The 16,384-nt window shown below is 74.9% G+C and carries 11 protein-coding genes and 1 pseudogene; 11 read left to right on the forward strand and 1 reads right to left on the reverse strand.

The genetic code is table 11. The annotated features are described in order from the left end of the window. Positions 1-15: 15 nt before the first annotated feature. The 9 genes and pseudogenes from tkt to AGRA3207_RS03140 all read left to right on the forward strand — a co-directional run bounded on the left by tkt (position 16) and on the right by AGRA3207_RS03140 (position 13,360). Positions 16-2,067, forward strand: coding sequence for a transketolase (gene tkt, locus AGRA3207_RS03100; RefSeq protein ID WP_420830900.1), 2,052 nt, complete (start codon positions 16-18; stop codon positions 2,065-2,067). A 71-nt stretch (positions 2,068-2,138) separates the two neighbouring features. Further along, entirely contained in the window at positions 2,139-3,254 is a 1,116-nt protein-coding gene (gene tal, locus AGRA3207_RS03105; protein WP_231333037.1) for a transaldolase, read from the forward strand. Further along, the gene (locus AGRA3207_RS03110; protein WP_231333038.1) at positions 3,251-4,906 is read left to right on the forward strand and encodes a glucose-6-phosphate isomerase; all 1,656 of its coding nucleotides are present in this window, start codon (positions 3,251-3,253) and stop codon (positions 4,904-4,906) included. The genes tal and AGRA3207_RS03110 overlap by 4 nt, the downstream gene beginning before the upstream one ends. A gap of 103 nt (positions 4,907-5,009) precedes the next feature. Then, on the forward strand, positions 5,010-6,701 hold the full coding sequence (locus AGRA3207_RS03115) for a phosphoheptose isomerase (protein WP_231333039.1): 1,692 nt from the start codon (positions 5,010-5,012) through the stop codon (positions 6,699-6,701). Continuing rightward, entirely contained in the window at positions 6,698-8,347 is a 1,650-nt protein-coding gene (locus AGRA3207_RS03120; RefSeq protein ID WP_231333040.1) for a glucose-6-phosphate isomerase, read from the forward strand. The genes AGRA3207_RS03115 and AGRA3207_RS03120 overlap by 4 nt, the downstream gene beginning before the upstream one ends. 202 nt (positions 8,348-8,549) lie before the next feature. Next, positions 8,550-10,076 carry a glucose-6-phosphate dehydrogenase gene (gene zwf / locus AGRA3207_RS03125; RefSeq protein ID WP_231333041.1) on the forward strand — a complete coding sequence of 509 codons (1,527 nt, stop codon included), beginning with the start codon at positions 8,550-8,552 and terminating at the stop codon, positions 10,074-10,076. A 2-nt stretch (positions 10,077-10,078) separates the two neighbouring features. Then, positions 10,079-10,990 (forward strand): annotated as a pseudogene (locus AGRA3207_RS03130) (glucose-6-phosphate dehydrogenase assembly protein OpcA); the annotation flags it as partial. 236 nt (positions 10,991-11,226) lie between these two features. Beyond that, entirely contained in the window at positions 11,227-12,003 is a 777-nt protein-coding gene (pgl, locus tag AGRA3207_RS03135; protein ID WP_231333043.1) for a 6-phosphogluconolactonase, read from the forward strand. A gap of 163 nt (positions 12,004-12,166) precedes the next feature. Continuing rightward, the gene (locus AGRA3207_RS03140; protein ID WP_231333044.1) at positions 12,167-13,360 is read left to right on the forward strand and encodes a L,D-transpeptidase; all 1,194 of its coding nucleotides are present in this window, start codon (positions 12,167-12,169) and stop codon (positions 13,358-13,360) included. Between the two features lie 46 nt (positions 13,361-13,406). On the opposite strand, the gene AGRA3207_RS03145 is transcribed toward AGRA3207_RS03140, so the two are convergent. Next, positions 13,407-14,984 carry an alpha/beta fold hydrolase gene (locus tag AGRA3207_RS03145; RefSeq protein WP_231333045.1) on the reverse strand — a complete coding sequence of 526 codons (1,578 nt, stop codon included), beginning with the start codon at positions 14,982-14,984 and terminating at the stop codon, positions 13,407-13,409. Between the two features lie 252 nt (positions 14,985-15,236). Here AGRA3207_RS03145 and AGRA3207_RS03150 point away from each other — a divergent pair, with 252 nt between their 5' ends. Together AGRA3207_RS03150 and AGRA3207_RS03155 are read left to right on the forward strand one after the other, a co-directional pair. After that, positions 15,237-15,665: a pyridoxamine 5'-phosphate oxidase family protein gene (locus AGRA3207_RS03150; protein ID WP_231333046.1), complete on the forward strand. Its 429-nt coding sequence runs from the start codon at positions 15,237-15,239 to the stop codon at positions 15,663-15,665. A gap of 41 nt (positions 15,666-15,706) precedes the next feature. Further along, complete coding sequence (locus tag AGRA3207_RS03155) at positions 15,707-16,381, forward strand: response regulator transcription factor (RefSeq protein ID WP_231333047.1); 675 nt, start codon at positions 15,707-15,709, stop codon at positions 16,379-16,381. The last annotated feature ends 3 nt before the right edge of the window (positions 16,382-16,384 follow it).

Here is a 16,384-nt window from a genome sequence, read left to right on the forward strand (position 1 = left end):
ATCCGCGCCCTCGCCATGGACGCGGTCGAGGAGGCGGGCTCCGGTCACCCCGGGACCGCGATGAGCCTCGCACCGGCCGCCTACCTTCTCTTCCAGCGGTTCCTCAAGCACGACCCGACGGACCCGCACTGGGCCGGCCGCGACCGGTTCGTGCTCTCCTGCGGGCACTCCAGCCTGACCCTGTACATCCAGCTGTACCTGTCGGGCTACCCCCTGACGCTGGACGACCTGAAGTCGCTGCGCAAGTGGGACAGCCTCACCCCCGGCCACCCGGAGTACGGGCACACCGCGGGCGTGGAGACGACCACCGGCCCCCTCGGCCAGGGCATCGCGAACGCGGTCGGCATGGCGATGGCCGCGCGCCGCGAGCGCGGCCTGTTCGACCCGGACGCGCCGCAGGGCGGCTCCCCCTTCGACCACACCATCTGGGCGTTCGCGTCCGATGGCGACATCGAGGAGGGCATCAGCCACGAGGCGAGCGCCCTCGCCGGGCACCAGCGGCTCGGCAACCTGGTGCTGCTGTACGACGACAACCACATCTCGATCGAGGACGACACCGCGATCGCGCTGTCGGAGGACGTGCGGGCCCGGTACGCGGCGTACGGCTGGGACGTGCACAGCGTCGACTGGACCGAGAACGGCGACTACGAGGAGAACGTCGGCGCGCTCGCCGCGGCGTTCGCCGCCGCCAAGGCCGAGACGTCCCGCCCGTCCCTGGTCGCGCTGCGGACGATCATCGGGTGGCCGGCGCCGAACAAGAAGAACACCGGCAAGATCCACGGTTCCGCCCTGGGCGCCGACGAGGTCGCCGCGACCAAGGCGATCCTCGGCCTGGACCCGGCGGAGACCTTCCAGGTCCCCGAGGACGTGCTGGCGCACGCCCGCGAGGTGACCGCGCGCGGCCGGGCCGGCCACGCCGAGTGGAACGCGGCGTTCCAGGCGTGGCGGTCGGCGAACCCCGAGCGCGCCGCCGAGTACGACCGCATCTCGGCCCGGACCCTTCCCGCGGGCTGGGAGGAGGCACTCCCGGAGTTCGCGGCGGGCAAGGACCTCGCGACCCGCGCCGCGTCCGGCGAGGTGCTCACCGCGCTGGCGCCGGCGCTGCCGGAGCTGTGGGGCGGCTCGGCGGACCTGGCCGAGAGCAACAACACGACGATGAAGGGCGAGCCGTCCTTCATCCCCGAGGAGTTCCAGACCAAGGAGTTCCCCGGCGGGCGGTACGGCCGCACGCTGCACTTCGGGGTCCGCGAGCACGCGATGGGCGCGATCTGCAACGGCATCGCCCTGCACGGCGGCACCCGCCCGTACGGCGGCACCTTCCTGATCTTCAGTGACTACATGCGCCCGGCCGTGCGGCTGGCGGCGCTGATGAAGCTGCCGGTCACCTACGTGTGGACGCACGACTCGATCGGCCTCGGCGAGGACGGCCCCACCCACCAGCCGGTCGAGCACCTGTGGGCGCTGCGGGCGATCCCCGGCCTGGACGTGGTGCGCCCGGCGGACGCCAACGAGACGGCCGTCGCGTGGCGGACCGTCCTGCGGCACGCCGACCGCCCGGCGGGGCTGGCGCTGACCCGGCAGAAGCTGCCGACGCTGGAGCGCGGCGGCGAGTTCGCGTCCGCGGACGGCGTCGCCAAGGGCGGCTACGTGCTGGCGGACGCCGAGGGCGGCCGCCCCGAGGTGATCATCATCGCGACGGGCAGCGAGGTGCAGATCGCGCTGGAGGCGCGGGAGGCGCTGCAGTCCGGGGGCACCCCCACGCGCGTTGTCTCGATGCCGTGCGTGGAGTGGTTCGAGGAGCAGACCGACGCCTACCGCCAGGAGGTGCTGCCGCCGGGCGTCCGCGCCCGCGTGTCGGTGGAGGCCGGGATCGCGCTCGGCTGGCGCGGCTACATCGGCGACGCCGGCGAGTCGGTGAGCCTGGAGCACTTTGGCGCGTCCGCCGACTACAAGACCCTGTTCCAGCAGTTCGGACTCACCTCCGAGCGGGTCGTCGCGGCGGCGAAGGCCAGCCTGATCAAGGCCGGCGTCAAGGACGCCGGGCGAGGCTCCACCACCGGCAACTGACCGGGCGGGCCCCGCCCGGCGGGGCCCGCGCCGCGTCGGCCCCCGCCGAACTCGAAGACGAGGAGAAAGCGATGAGCGACATTCTGAAGCGGCTCTCCGACGAGGGCGTGTCGATCTGGCTCGACGACATCAGCCGGGAGCGGCTGCGCACGGGCAACCTGGCGGAGCTGGTCAGGGACAAGCACGTCGTGGGCGTCACGTCCAACCCGACGATCTTCGCCAAGGCGCTGAGCAAGGGATCGGCCTACGACGACCAGGTCCGCGACCTGGCGCTGCGCGGCGTGGACGTCGAGGAGGCGTCCCGCGCGATCACCACCTACGACATCCGCTGGGGCTGCGACGTGCTCCGCCCCGTCTACGACAGGACGGACGGCCTCGACGGGCGCGTGTCGATCGAGGTGGACCCGCGGCTGGCCCGCGAGACCGCCAAGACCGTCGCCGAGGCGCGGGCGCTGTGGTGGATGGTGGACCGGCCCAACCTGTTCATCAAGATCCCGGCGACCGAGGAGGGGCTGGAGGCGATCACGGCGGCGCTGGCCGAGGGCATCAGCGTGAACGTGACGCTGATCTTCTCCCTGGAGCGCTATGGCAAGGTCATCGACGCGTTCTTCACGGGCCTGGAGCAGGCCCGCGCGAACGGGCACGACCTGTCGAAGATCGCGTCGGTGGCGTCGTTCTTCGTCAGCCGGGTCGACACCGAGATCGACAAGCGGCTCGACAAGATCGGCTCGGAGGAGGCCAAGGCACTGCGGTCGAAGGCGGGCCTGGCGAACGCCCGGCTGGCGTACGCGCTGTACGAGGAGAAGTTCGGCACGAGCCGCTGGACGGCGCTCAAGGACGCCGGAGCCCGCCCGCAGCGCCCGCTGTGGGCCTCCACCGGCGTGAAGGACCCCGACCTCAACGACACGCTCTACGTGGACGAGCTGGTCGCGCCCGGGACCGTCAACACCATGCCGGAGGCGACGCTGGTCGCCGAGGCCGACCACGGCCAGTTGCGTGGCGACACCGTCCGCGGCACCTACGACGACGCCCGCGCGCACATGGCGGCGCTCAAGGACGCCGGAGTGGACTACGACGACGTCGTCCGCGTGCTGGAGGACGAGGGCGTCGAGAAGTTCGCGGTCTCCTGGAAGGAGCTTCTGGAGACCATCGCCGCGGAGCTGGAGTCCAAGAGGGCCGGCGCGTGACCTCGGTGGTGACCGCCGGGGGGATCTCGGTCACCATCCGCGGCCCGGTCGTCGACGAGGGCGAGACGGTCCTGGACCGGCTGGTCTCCGACGGCGTGCCGGGGTCGCTGGCGTCCCGCAACGCCAAGCTCTGGGGACCGGACGCGGCCCCGCTGGCCGCCCGCAGCCTCGGCTGGCTGGGCCTGCCGGAGACCTCCCGGTCGCTGGCGGCCCGGCTGGCGGGGCCCGCGGCCGAGGCCCGCGAGGCGGGCCTGGACCGGGTCGTGCTGGCCGGCGCGGGCGGTCCCGCGCTCGCCACCGAGGCCGTCTGCCGGACGGCGGGGGCGGAGCTGACCGTCCTGGACACCACCGACCCGCACGAGGTGTCGGGCGTCCTCGCCGCGGGGCTGGAGCGGACGCTCGTCGTCGTGACCGGGGACGGCCTGGAGGCCGAGTCGCTCCGCCGCGTCTTCGCGGGGGCGTTCTCCGAGGCGGGCGTGACGGGCGGGGCGCTGGCGCGCCGGTTCGTCGTCGTCGCGGACGCGGGGTCGTCCCTGGAGGGCGCGGCCCGCGAGGCGGGCCACCACGTCGTCCAGGCCGAGCCGGACGTGGGCGGGCGGTTCGGCGCGCTCGGCGTGCGGGCGCTGGTGCCCGCCGCTCTCGCCGGGGTGGACGTGAACGCCCTGCTGGACGAGGCGTCCCGGCTGGCGGGTACCCTCCGCCAGCCCTACGACAACCCCGCCCTCGCGCTGGGAGCGGCGCTCGGCTCCTCCGCGCTCGCCCACCGCGACAAGCTGGTGATCGCCGACCACGGCAGCGGCCTCGCGGGGTTCGCCGGGTGGGCCGAGCAGCTGGTGGCGGGCGCGACGGGCAAGCAGGGCAAGGGGCTGCTGCCGGTCGTGGTGGAGGGGGTCGACTCCCCCGGCTTCGAGCTGACCGGCGAGCTGCGGCGGGTCATCCTCGGCCGCCGCCCGGACGAGCCCGGGCCGGGCCGCGAGGCGGGGCTGAGCGTCGCGGGCCCGCTCGGCGCGCAGTTCCTGCTGTGGGAGTACGCGACGGCGGTCGCGGCGCGGGTGATCGGCGTCGACCCGTTCAGCGAGCCCGACGCCGGGCAGTCGGCGGCGGCGACGGCGGCGCTGCTGCGCTCGGAGGAGGGCGCGGCGCCGACCGTGGTCCGGACGCCGCCGGCCCTGGTGTCGGGCGCGGTAGAGGTGCACGCGCCGGACGACCTGCTGAGGGGCGCCGGGAACCTCGCCGACGCGGTGGACGCGCTCATCGAGGCCGTCCCGGAGCGCGGGTACCTCGCAGTCCTGGCCTACCTGGACCGTTCCGGCGACGCCGGGGCCGCGGACCTGCGGGCCCTGCTGGCCGCACGGGCGGCCAAGCTGCGCAAGCGGCCGGCGCCCGTCACGTTCGGATGGGGGCCGCGGCACCTCCACGCGACCGGGCAGTTCCACAAGGGCGGCCCGCCGAACGGCGCGTTCCTGCAGATCACCGGGGCCGTCACCGCCGACGTCCCGGTCCCGGGCCGTCCCCACACCCTGGGCGAGCTCCAGCTGGCCCAGGCGTTCGGCGACCTGCGGGTCCTGCGCTCGCTGCCGCGCCCGGCCGCGCGGCTCCACCTGCTCGACCGCGGGGAGGGCATCGCGCAGCTGAGGGACGCCCTCGGCTGACCGCCGGCGGGCGCGGCCGGAGCCCGTTCACCGGTGGCAGAAGATCGTGGGAGATGGTCGCGGATGCCCTTTCTCTCCTGGAACGATGGGGGGAGGAGGAACGGTGTCCGGATTCGACGTACTGACGCGCGGCGACGTGCTGGACTCGGCGCTGCGGGCGAGGGACTACCTCGTCGGCTGCGGCGTCCCCGGCGCGCTCGCCGCCAAGGACCCGCGGCTGTGGGGACGGCGAGCGGTCGACCACAGCCGGCTGGGATGGCTCGACCTGCCGTTCGCCTCCCGGGGCCTGCTGAAGCAGGTGGACGGGCTGGTCACCGAGGCGCGCTACTCGGGCCTCGACCACATCGCGCTGATCGGGGTGGGCGCCGAGAGCCTGGCCGCCCAGGCGATCATGGAGGCGCACGCGCCCGCGGCGACGGCGCCGCCGCGGCACGGCGCGCCCGGCCGGCCCACCGGCGAGCTGACCGTGCTGGACGGCAGCGACACCGCCGGGCTCGCGTTCGTCCTGGAGCGGCTCGACCGGACGCTGGTCGTGCTGGCCAGCAAGGCGGGCGTGTCGCTGGAGGGCGACGCCTACCGGCGGATCCTCGCGAACGCGTTCCGCGAGCGGGGGCTGTCCGACCGGGAGATCGCGAGCCGGTTCCTGGTGATCACCGACCATGGAAGCCCGCTGCACGACTTCGCGCGGCAGTGCGGGTACCGGATCGGGCTCACCGACCCGTACCTGCCGGGCCACTTCGGCGCGCTGTCGGCGTACGGGCTGGTGCCCTCGGTGCTCGCGGGCGCCGACGCCGAGCGGCTGCTGGACGAGGCGGCGTCCCTGGTCCCGTCGCTGTCCAAGGACGAGGACAACCCCGGCCTGCTGCTCGGCGCGATCCTCGGCGGCAGCGCGCAGCAGGGCTCCGGGGCCATCGCCCGCGACAAGGTGATGCTGCGCGAGGCGGGCGGGCCCGGCGCGCTCGGGGCGTGGATCTCCCAGCTCCTCGCGGTCGGCACCGGCAAGCGGGGGCGGGGCGTGCTGGCGTTCGAGCCGCCGGGCGTCAAGGGCGCGTTCCCGGACGTGCACGGCGTGGCGCTGAACCCGCGGTCGCCGGCCCAGGAGGACGCCGACACCTCGGTGTGGGCGCCGCTGGGCGCACAGTTCCTGCTGTGGGAGTACGCGACGGCCGTCGCCGGGTGGCTGCTCGGCGTCAACCCGTTCGAGGCGGGCGGCACGTCCGTCCAGGAGACCGAGGACGACGCGGCGGCGCTGCTGCGCGCGGCGCGCGGGGGCCCGCTGGCGGCGGAGCCGCCGGTGTACGAGGAGGACGGCATCGAGGTGCACGCCGACTTCCCGTGGCCGCCCGGCGCCGACCTGCGGACGGTCCTCGGCGGGCTGACGGCCGCGGTGCCCTCCGAGGGCTACCTGTCGGTGGTGACGTACCTGTCCGGCGACTTCTCGGGCCGCTACCTCGCGCCGTCGTTCGCGCGCGCCTCCGGCCGTCCCGTGGTGTACGGGCCGGGCCCCTCCTATCCCCACGCCACCGGCCCCATCCACAAGGACGGGCGGGGCAACGGCGCGTTCCTCGTCATCACCGGCGACCCGTCGCCGGGTGACACGCTGGCCGAGCACCCCGTGCCCGGGCGGCCCTACAGCCTGGCCAAGTTGCAGCTGGCGCGCGCGCTGGCCGAGGTGCGTGCGCTGCGCAACCGCGGCCTGCCCGTCCTCCGGCTGCACCTGGGCGACCCGGTCGACGGTGCGGGCGTGCTCACCGAGGCGGTGCGGGCCGTGGCGGGAGCGGGACGCGGGACGTGACCGGCTTCACCGCGGTCGTCTCGGGGGAGACGGCGATCACCGCCCGGGGGATGCTCCGGGAGGCGGCCGAGCGCGTCCTCGGCCGCCTGTGGATCGATCAGGTCCCCGTCCGGCTCGCCTCGGAGGAGGCGACGCTGTGGCCGTCCTCGGCCGCCGCCGACGAGGAGGGCCGGGCGCTGTGCTGGCCCGGGCAGCCGGGCGCCGCGCGGGCGGTGCTCGACCGGGCGTCCGAGCTGCGCGACCGGGCCCGTGACGACGGGCTCTCCGAGGTGGTCCTGCTCGGCCACGGCGCCCCGGCGCGGGCGGCGGAGGCGATCGTCCGGCACGCGGCGGGCGCGCCGGGGCCGCTCGACCCGCTGGACGCGTCCGGCCGGTTCTCCGCGCCCGGTTCCCTGACGGTGCTGGACGGCCCGGAGCCGGGCCCGCTGGTGCGCCTCGGCGACGACCGGGAGCGGCTCGCCCGGACCGTGGTCGTGGTCACCGGCGACGACCCCGGCACCGAGACGCTCCGCCGGGTGATGCTCCGCATGCTGGCCGAGGCCGGGCTGTCCCCCGCCGAGGTCGCGCGCCGGTTCGTCACGGTGGCGGCGCCGGACGCGGCACCGGCCAAGCTCGCCGCCGAGGCCGGGCACGCCGTGGTCGAGGCCCCGGCGCCCACCGCCTTCGGCGCCCTGTCCCCCTACGCCCTGGTGCCGGCCGCGCTCGCGGGCGCGGACACGGCGGCGCTGCTCGACGGCGCCGCGGCCGTCCTGCCGTCGCTGACCCGGCCGGAGAACAACCCGGGGCTGGTCCTCGGCGCGATCCTCGGCGGCGCCGCGCGCACCGGGCGGCGGACGGTCGTGCTGGGCGGCCACCCCGCGGGGCTCCCGGGCGTCGGGGCGTGGATCGGGCGCCTGCTGGACGAGGCCGTCCACGGGCGGCTCATGCCGGTCGTCCAGGCCGGGGGCCTGCCGCTGGCACCCGCCGACGACCTGTTCCTGGTGACGCTCGACGGGCGCCCGCGCCAGGACGACGCCACCGTGTCCGGGCCGCTGGCCGCGCAGCTGGTGGTCTGGGAGTACGCCGCGGCCGTGGCCGCCTACCTGCTGGAGCTGGACCCGCTCACGCCGCCCGCCCGTCCCGCCCCGCAGACCCTCGACGGGGGAATGGGCGATCCGCTGCTGGTGGACGGCGAGCCGGGCGCCGCAGTGGAGGCGTACACCGGCGAGGCCGGGTTCGCGGACGCCGGCGGCCTGGCGCCCCTGCTGGACGGGCTCGCCCGGCGGGTCGGCCCGGACGAGCACCTGGCGATCGTCGCCTATCTCGACGCCGACGAGGCGCGCGGGCAGGGAGCGCAGGTCCGGCGGCTGGCGGCGCTGCTGGCCTCGCGGTGCGCCCGTCCCGTCACCGTCAGTTGGGGCTGCCGTTACCCGGCGTTCGGGAATGATCTCCGGGAGAAGGGCGTATACCTGTTGGTGACCGGAAACGTCGTCCGCGACGTCCCGGTCCCGGACCGGCATCACCGGCTGGGCATGCTCCAGCTCGCGCAGGCCCTCGGCGACGCCCGCGCGGCGCGCGGGGACGGCCGGCCGGTGGTGCGGCTGCACCTGCAGGACCGCTGGGCGGGCCTCGCCCGGCTGCTCGACTCCGCCCGAGGAGGGGCATGAGCGCGTCGCCGGCGGCGACACCCGCGCCCGCGACGCCCCGTGCCGCGCCGCCACAGAGCTTGACACGTCATCGACACGAAATGCGTGGTCATATCAGGATGCGCAATGAGTGCAGAGCGGGCCGTCCATCCGGGGCGGACCGCGATACCAGGACGGGACAGTGGGCAGGAACGGTCCACACAGGTGCAGAGGGGGCCGTCACGTGACAAACGCCGCAAATCCACTCAGGGACCCGCGGGACAAGCGCCTGCCGCGCGTGGCCGGGCCGTGCGTGCTCGTGCTGTTCGGGGTCACCGGGGACCTCGCGCGCAAGAAGCTCCTCCCGGCCATCTACGACCTGTCGAACCGCGGGCTGCTCCCGCCGGGGTTCTCCCTCGTCGGGTTCGCCAGGCGCGACTGGGAGAACGAGGACTTCCGGCAGATCGCCTACGAGGCGGTGAAGGCGCACGCGCGGACCCCGTTCCGGGAGGACGTGTGGACGCACCTGTCGGAGGGCATGCACTTCGTCCCCGGTGAGTTCAGCGACCCGGGCGCGTTCGACACCCTGGCCATGGCGGTCAAGGAGCTGGACGACAGCCGCGGGACGGGCGGCAACTACGCCTTCTACCTGTCGATCCCCCCGAAGTTCTTCCCGCAGGTCGTCGAGCAGCTGCAGCGCAGCGGGCTGGCCGAGCGCAGGGAGCGCTCGTGGCGCCGGGTGGTCATCGAGAAGCCGTTCGGGCACGACCTGGCGAGCGCCAAGGAGCTGAACGCCACCGTCCACCGCGTGTTCCCCGAGGAGTCGATCTTCCGGATCGACCACTACCTCGGCAAGGAGACGGTCCAGAACATCCTGGCGCTGCGGTTCGCCAACACGATGTACGAGCCGATCTGGAACCGCTCGTTCGTCGACCACGTGCAGATCACGATGGCCGAGGACATCGGCATCGGCGGCCGCGCCGGCTACTACGACGGCATCGGCGCCGCCCGCGACGTCATCCAGAACCACCTGCTCCAGCTGCTCGCGCTGACGGCGATGGAGGAGCCGACGTCGTTCAGCGCCGAGGCCGTCCGCGCGGAGAAGGCGAAGATCCTGTCCTCGGTGCGGGTACCCGGCGACCTCGCCCAGTCCACCGCCCGCGGCCAGTACGCCGCGGGCTGGCAGGGCGGCGTCAGCGTCCGGGGATACCTGGAGGAGGAGGGCATCCCCGCCGACTCGCGCACCGAGACCTACGCCGCGGTCAAGCTGGAGATCGACAACCGCCGCTGGGCTGGCGTGCCGTTCTACCTGCGCACCGGCAAGCGCCTCAGCCGCCGGGTGACGGAGGTCGCGATGGTGTTCCAGCAGGCGCCGCACCTGCCGTTCTCGCACACCGACACCGAGGAGCTCGGGCAGAACGCGCTGGTGATGCGGGTGCAGCCGGACGAGGGCATCACGGTGCGGTTCGGGTCGAAGGTGCCGGGCACCTCGATGGAGATCCGCGACGTCAACATGGACTTCGCCTACGGCGAGTCGTTCACCGAGTCCTCCCCCGAGGCGTACGAGCGGCTGCTGCTGGACGTGCTGATCGGCGATCCCCCGCTGTTCCCGCGGCAGGAGGAGGTCGAGCTGTCCTGGAAGATCCTCGACCCGATCGAGGAGTACTGGGCGGAGCGGGGCGGCCTCGACCAGTACCGGTCCGGCGGCTACGGGCCCGACAGCGCCGACGAGCTGATGGCGCGCGACGGGCGTACCTGGAGGCGACTCTAACGATGAACATCGATCTCACCGGCACCTCCACCCGCAGGATCCAGGAGGCGCTGACCCAGGCGCGGCACCTGATGGGCGGCCCGGCCGTCGGCATGGTGCTCACCCTGATCATCGTGACGGACGAGTCGGCGCAGTACGACGCGGTCCGCGCGGCCACCGAGGCGGCGCGCGAGCACCCGTGCCGGGTGCTGACCGTCATCTCCCGCGACCCGCGCGGCAGCTCCTCCCGGCTGGACGCCGAGATCCGGATGGGCGAGACCGGCCCCGGCGAGACCGTCCTGCTGCGCATGTACGGGCCGCTCGCCGAGCACGCCGACTCGGTGGTCGTCCCGCTGCTGATGCCCGACACCCCCGTCGTCACGTGGTGGCCGGGCGGCCAGGTGCCGAAGCACCCGGCCAAGGACCCGCTCGGGCGGCTCGCGCAGCGGCGCGTCACCGACTCCTACGCGGCCCGCGACCGGCTGGGCACGCTGGCGCAGCTCGCCGAGGGCTACCGCCCGGGCGACACCGACTTCACCTGGACGAGGCTGACGTCGTGGCGGTCGCTGCTGGCGGCGTCGCTCGACCAGGACCACGACGAGATCGTGTCGGGCGAGGTCGTCGCCGAGCCCGACAGCCCGAGCGCGGAGCTGCTGGCCGCGTGGCTGTCGATCCGGCTCGGCGTCGCCGTCGGCCGGACGGTCTCCGAGGGCCCCGGCATCACCGGCGTGAAGCTGGCGACGTCGGGCGGCGACATCGTGATCGACCGCCCGGACGGCCGGGTGGCGACGCTGTGCCGTCCCGGGCAGCCCGACCGGCAGGTGTCGCTGGTGCGGCGCCCGATGGCGGAGCTGCTGGCCGAGGAGCTGCGGCGCCTCGACCCCGACGAGGTCTACCAGGAGGCGGCGGCCCGGTTCGCCAAGGACCTGGCGGGCGGGGCGACCAGCGAGGGCGTCGCGAGCGAGCCGCTGTCGGCGACGGCCGCCGCGGCCACGACCGAGGCCGCCGCGAAGGACGCCGAGGAGTCCGGCCGCCCCCCGGGCCCGGCCGGGCCGGGGAAGCCGCCGCCGGGGCCGGAGGCGTCCGGAGGGTCGAACGGCACGCCCGGTCCGGGGCGCGCGCGCAACTTCCTGCCGAAGAAGCCGGGGCCGGACCTGCCCCCGAGGGACGCGTGACGGCCCCGGGCGTCGTGGTCCACCGCGACCAGGACCTGCTGGCCCACGCCGTCGCGGCGCGGCTGGTGACGCGGCTCGTGGACGCCCAGGCGGCGCGCGGGTCGGCGTCGGTGGTGCTGACCGGCGGCGGCGTCGGCACGGCGGTGCTCGCCGCGGTCGCGGCGTCGCCCGCGCGGGACGCGGTCGACTGGGGGCGGCTGGACGTGTGGTGGGGCGACGAGCGGTTCCTGCCGTCCGGCGATCCCGAGCGCAACGAGACCGGCGCCCGCGCGGCGCTGCTCGACCACGTGCCGCTCGACCCCGCGCGGGTCCATCCGATGGGGGCGCAGGACGGCCCGGACGGCGACGACCCCGACGCCGCCGCCGAGCGGTACGTCACGCGGCTGCGCGCGGCGGCCGGTCCCGGCGGCGGCCCGGTCCCCGCGTTCGACGTGCTGATGCTGGGCGTCGGGCCGGACGCGCACGTCGCGTCCCTGTTCCCCGGCATGCCCGCGCTGGACGACGGGCGCGCCGCGGTGGCGGTGCGCGGCGCGCCGAAGCCGCCGCCGACCCGGATCTCCCTGACGTTCCCGTCGCTGCGCGCGGCGCGCGAGGTGTGGGTGCTGGCGTCGGGCGCGTCGAAGGCGGAGGCCGTCCGGCTGGGCCTGTCGGAGACGGACCCGTCGCGGGCGCCCGTCGCGGGCGCGCGGGGGTCGGAGCGCACGCTGTTCCTGATCGACCGCGCCGCCGCGCCGGAGCCGGGCCCCGGCTCCGGGCGGGACGGCTCCGCCTGAGGTCACGGCGGTGACGCGTGGCGGGGATCCCCGCCACGCGTCACCGCGCACGGCCGGGCCGCCGCGCGCGGCGGGCGAACGCGATCGATATATACGCATTCATTCGACAAATCCGTGCATAACCTGACAGGACCACCGGTGTCGAGTGAAGGGGAGGGCCGTCGTGCGCAAGGGCCGGGTCGGATCGGCGGGCGCCGTGATCGTCGGGGCGGTGGCCATCGCCGCCGCGGGCTGCTCGTCCGGAGGCGGCGGCAAGGGCGGGGACGGCGACGGCGGGCCGCCCGCCAGGCTGGCCATCTCCCCCGCGACCGGGGCCGCGCAGGTCGCGCCCGAGCAGCCCGTCACGGTCAAGGCCGACAACGGGAGGCTGACGAGCGTCACCCTCACCTACGGCGGGAACCAGAAGGCCCCGGGAACGCTGGCGGCCGACGGCCGGTCCTGGCGGTCGGCCTCGAACCTGCGTCCCGCCACGACGTACACGGTGACGGCGCGGGGCAGCGGCGAGGGCGGCAAGCAGGTCACGGCCACGTCCACGTTCACGACGCTCACGCCGCGCAAGAAGCTGGAGAGCGGCATGTCGCCCCTGGAGGGCGAGACCGTCGGCGTCGGGATGCCGGTGCAGCTGCTGCTGTCCAGGCCGGTCACCACCAAGGAGGGCAAGGCCGCCGTCGAGCGTGCCTTGGAGGTGCGCATGTCGCGGCCCGTCCAGGGCGCCTGGTACTGGATCAGCGACAAGGAGGTCGACTTCCGGCCCCGCGACTACTGGCCGGCCGGGGAGAGGGTGAAGGTCGTCGCGCACCTCGCGGGCCTCAAGGCGGGCGAGGGCATGTACGGCATGAAGGACCGCACGCTCACCTTCAAGGTCGGCCCCCGGCACGTCACCACCATCGACGCCAAGCGGCACCGCGCGACGGTCACCGACGGCGGCAGGACCGTCCGGACGATGAAGGTCAGCCTCGGCAAGCCCGGCCACGACAGCTACAGCGGGACGATGATCGCCCAGGAGAAGGCCGCGCACATCGTCATGGACTCGGCCACCACCGGCGACCCCGGCGAGTACCGCATCCCGACGAAGTGGAACGTCCGGATGACCTACAGCGGGACGTTCGTGCACTCGGCGCCCTGGTCCACCGACGCGCAGGGCAACGACAACGTCAGCCACGGATGCGTGAACGCCGCCCCCGCCGACGCCAAGTGGTTCTTCGACTTCACCAACCGCGGCGACGTCATCACGGTGACCGGGACGTCCAGGCGGCTCCAGTTCGGCAACGGCCCGACGCCCTGGGCCAAGTCCTGGGACGAGTGGCTGAAGGGCAGCGCGCTCGGCGCCCCGGTGACCGGCGCCCCGCTGGAGTGACGGGGGCGGCGCCCGTGGACGCCGCCCCCCGCCCGGCCCTCGCGGGTCAGTGCTCCGGGGCGCAGGTGAGGTCGCGCGCGGGCAGGACGCCGGTGGCGAGGTAGCCGTTGACGCGGCCGTTCACGCACTGGTTCGGGTAGCCGCGCTGGTACGGCGCGTGGACGTTCGCCTCCAGCGTGATCATGCGGGAGCCCTCCAGCAGCCGGTGCAGGCCCACGTTGCTCGCGTAGTCGGTGCGGGTGTCGCCGGTCGCCGCGACCATCAGCGCGGGCAGCCGGCCGCCGACCTCCGCCGGCTCCTGGCGCGGTTCACCCGGCCAGAACACGCAGGGGTTCACGTTGTAGGTGAGCGCGCTGAAGAACGGGCTGTCCTTCCGGTGCGCCTGGATGTCGCGCCAGTACACCTCCGGGTCGCGGGGCAGTGTCTCGTCCCCGCAGAGGATCGCGACCTGGCCGCTGCCGTCGCGGGACTCGGCGCCGGTCAGCAGGTAGGTCAGCTCCTCGTCCAGGGCCTTGGCCGGCTCTGCCGATCCCTCCGCGGCGGCCTTCCTGAACACCCGGACGGTTTCCGCCAGAGCGCCCCGCGCCGCGTCCTCGTCCGTGCCGAGGTCGATGAACAGGACGACGGGGACGATCCCGTCGTCCACGCGGTGGCGGCCCACCCGCAGCGGCTCCCGCGCGGACGCCCGCACGACGCCGCGCACGGTGGCGAGCACCTCGGCGCGGGTGCGGCCGAGGCCGTACTCGCCGTCGCGCGCCGCCGTCCAGGCCGCCCAGTCGCCGAGCGCCCGCTCGTTGGCGGCCTCGGTGCCCTTGAGGAGCCGCGGGCCCCAGCGGGCCGGGTCGACGGAGCTGTCGAGGACGGTGCGGGACAGGCGCCCCGGGAACATCGCCGCGTACACGGCGCCGAGGTAGGTGCCGTAGGACGCGCCGTTGTAGGCGATCTTCCGCTCGCCGAGGACGCCGCGGACGATGTCCATGTCGCGGGCGATGTTGCGGGTGCTGATGTGGGGCAGCATGTCGCCGCTCGTCCGCGCGCACCGTCCGGCCAGGTCCCGGGCGAACGCCACGGTCCGGTCGAACCCGCGCCGGTCCTCCCCCGCCGACCTGATCCAGGTCCCGCTCGGCCAGCCGCAGTCGATCGGGGTGCTGCGCCCGAGCGCGCGCGGGTCCATGCCGACGAGGTCGTAGCGGCGGCCGGCGTCGCCCATGAGGTCGCGTATGTACGGCGGCATGTCGATGGCCGGGCCGGGGCCGCCGCCGTTGAGGATCATCGTGCCGATCCGGTGCGCCCGGTCCGACGCCGGGAGCCGGGAGATCGCGACCTTGATCGTGCGCCCGCCGGGGCGGGCGTAGTCGAGCGGGACGGTCACGTCCGCGCACCGCGCCCCCGCCTTGTCCAGGTCCCTGCCGACCTTGTCGTCCGGGCCCAGTGTGCACGCCTTCCAGTGCAGGTGCTGGGAGGAGAAACGCGCAAGGCCCCCGTCTCCGGGCGGTTCCCACGCCACCGCCCCCGCCCGCGCCGGGACGGGCAGGGTCGCCGTGCCCGCCATCACGGCGCCCGCCACGAGCAGCCCGGCCACCCGCCGCGCGACCCTTCTTCGCCTGGTTCCTGTGTCCGTCATGTGCTCTGACGCTAGGCGGCCGGGGCCTCCGGCACAGTGCGGCGATCTCCCCGGACGGGTGTCGGGGCAGCCGCACGGGCGGGTTGGTGCAGACCCCATGTACGCCACCCTCCGAGGCCGGCGCCGCGTCCGGCTCGGGCCGGTTCCGGCTGAGCGTCCGGCTCCCCCTCCCCCCGTGACCGGTCCCGCACGCGCCGATCACTCCCGGCCGATCGCGCATGGGCCGCGCCGGTGGGGGGCATGGGGAGGGACATGGCATCTGAGTCGTCCGGGAAGCCCCGTCTGGAAGAGCTCGAACGCGCGGAGTGCCTGCGCCTGATCGCCCCGGGCGGCGTCGGGCGGGTGGCCTACGACGACGGCGAGGGGCCCACGGTGGTCCCGGTCAACTACGCCGTGGACGGCGAATCGGTGATCTTCCGGACGTCGGTGTCGGGACGGCTGAACCGCAGCCTGCGGACGGCCGTGATGGGCGGTGACGTCCGGGCGGCGTTCGAGGTCGACCACCTCGACGAGACGACCCGGCAGGGGTGGAGCGTGCTGCTGCGCGGCGGCGCCCACCGCCTGTCGGACGAGGAACGCGACGCGGCGGTGCGGGTCGATCCGTGGCCGGGCGACGAGCGGGAGGCGTGGTTCCGGCTGTCGGCGGCGGAGGTCAGCGGGCGCCGCCTGCGCGGCGGGTGATCGGCCGGACCGGACGCGCGCCGGGGCCGTAGAGTGACGGGATGGACTCACCGCCCATCCGCGTGCTCATCGTCGACGACGACGCGCTCGTCCGCGCCGGGCTGTCGATGATGCTGGCGGGCGCGGGGGACCTGGAGGTGGTGGGGGACGTCGCCGACGGCGCCGAGGTCGTGCCCGCGGTGAACGCCCACCGGCCCGACGTCGTGCTGATGGACATCCGCATGCCGCGGCTGGACGGCCTGGCCGCCACCGAGCGGCTGCGCTCCCGCCGCGAGCCGCCCGAGATCATCATCCTCACGACGTTCGACACCGACGAGCACATCCTGCGCGCGATGCGGGCCGGGGCGAGCGGGTTCCTGCTCAAGCACACCCCGCCGCCGGAGATCGTCCGGGCGATCCGGCAGGTCGCGGCGGGCGAGCCGATGGTGTCGCCCGCGGTGATGCGCAAGATGATGTCCTACGTCGCCGACGCCGGCGTCGACCCCCGCCGCGACCGCGCCCGCGAGCTGCTCGGCCGCCTCAGCGAGGGCGAGCGGTCGGTCGCGGCCCTCGTCGGGCGCGGCCGGACCAACGGCGAGATCGGCCGGGAGCTGTCGCTCAGCGTCGCGACCGTGAAGGCGTACGTGTCACGGCTGCTGACGAAGCTGGAGCTGAACAACCGGGTGCAGATCGCGCTGCTGGTCCACGACGCGGCGATCACCGACCCCGTCGACTGAGCC

Origin of the sequence: Actinomadura graeca, assembly GCF_019175365.1 — a bacterium.
Classification (GTDB): Bacteria; Actinomycetota; Actinomycetes; order Streptosporangiales; family Streptosporangiaceae; genus Spirillospora; species Spirillospora graeca.

What these genes read in the sequence shown, in the direction of transcription:
- tal (WP_231333037.1), top strand. Translation starts at nt 2,139, where the DNA reads ATGAGCGACATTCTGAAGCGGCTCTCCGACGAGGGCGTGTCGATCTGG.
- AGRA3207_RS03150 (WP_231333046.1), top strand. Translation starts at nt 15,237, where the DNA reads ATGGCATCTGAGTCGTCCGGGAAGCCCCGTCTGGAAGAGCTCGAACGC.
- AGRA3207_RS03145 (WP_231333045.1), bottom strand. Translation starts at nt 14,984, where the DNA reads ATGACGGACACAGGAACCAGGCGAAGAAGGGTCGCGCGGCGGGTGGCC.
- tkt (WP_420830900.1), top strand. Translation starts at nt 16, where the DNA reads ATGGACGCGGTCGAGGAGGCGGGCTCCGGTCACCCCGGGACCGCGATG.
- AGRA3207_RS03155 (WP_231333047.1), top strand. Translation starts at nt 15,707, where the DNA reads ATGGACTCACCGCCCATCCGCGTGCTCATCGTCGACGACGACGCGCTC.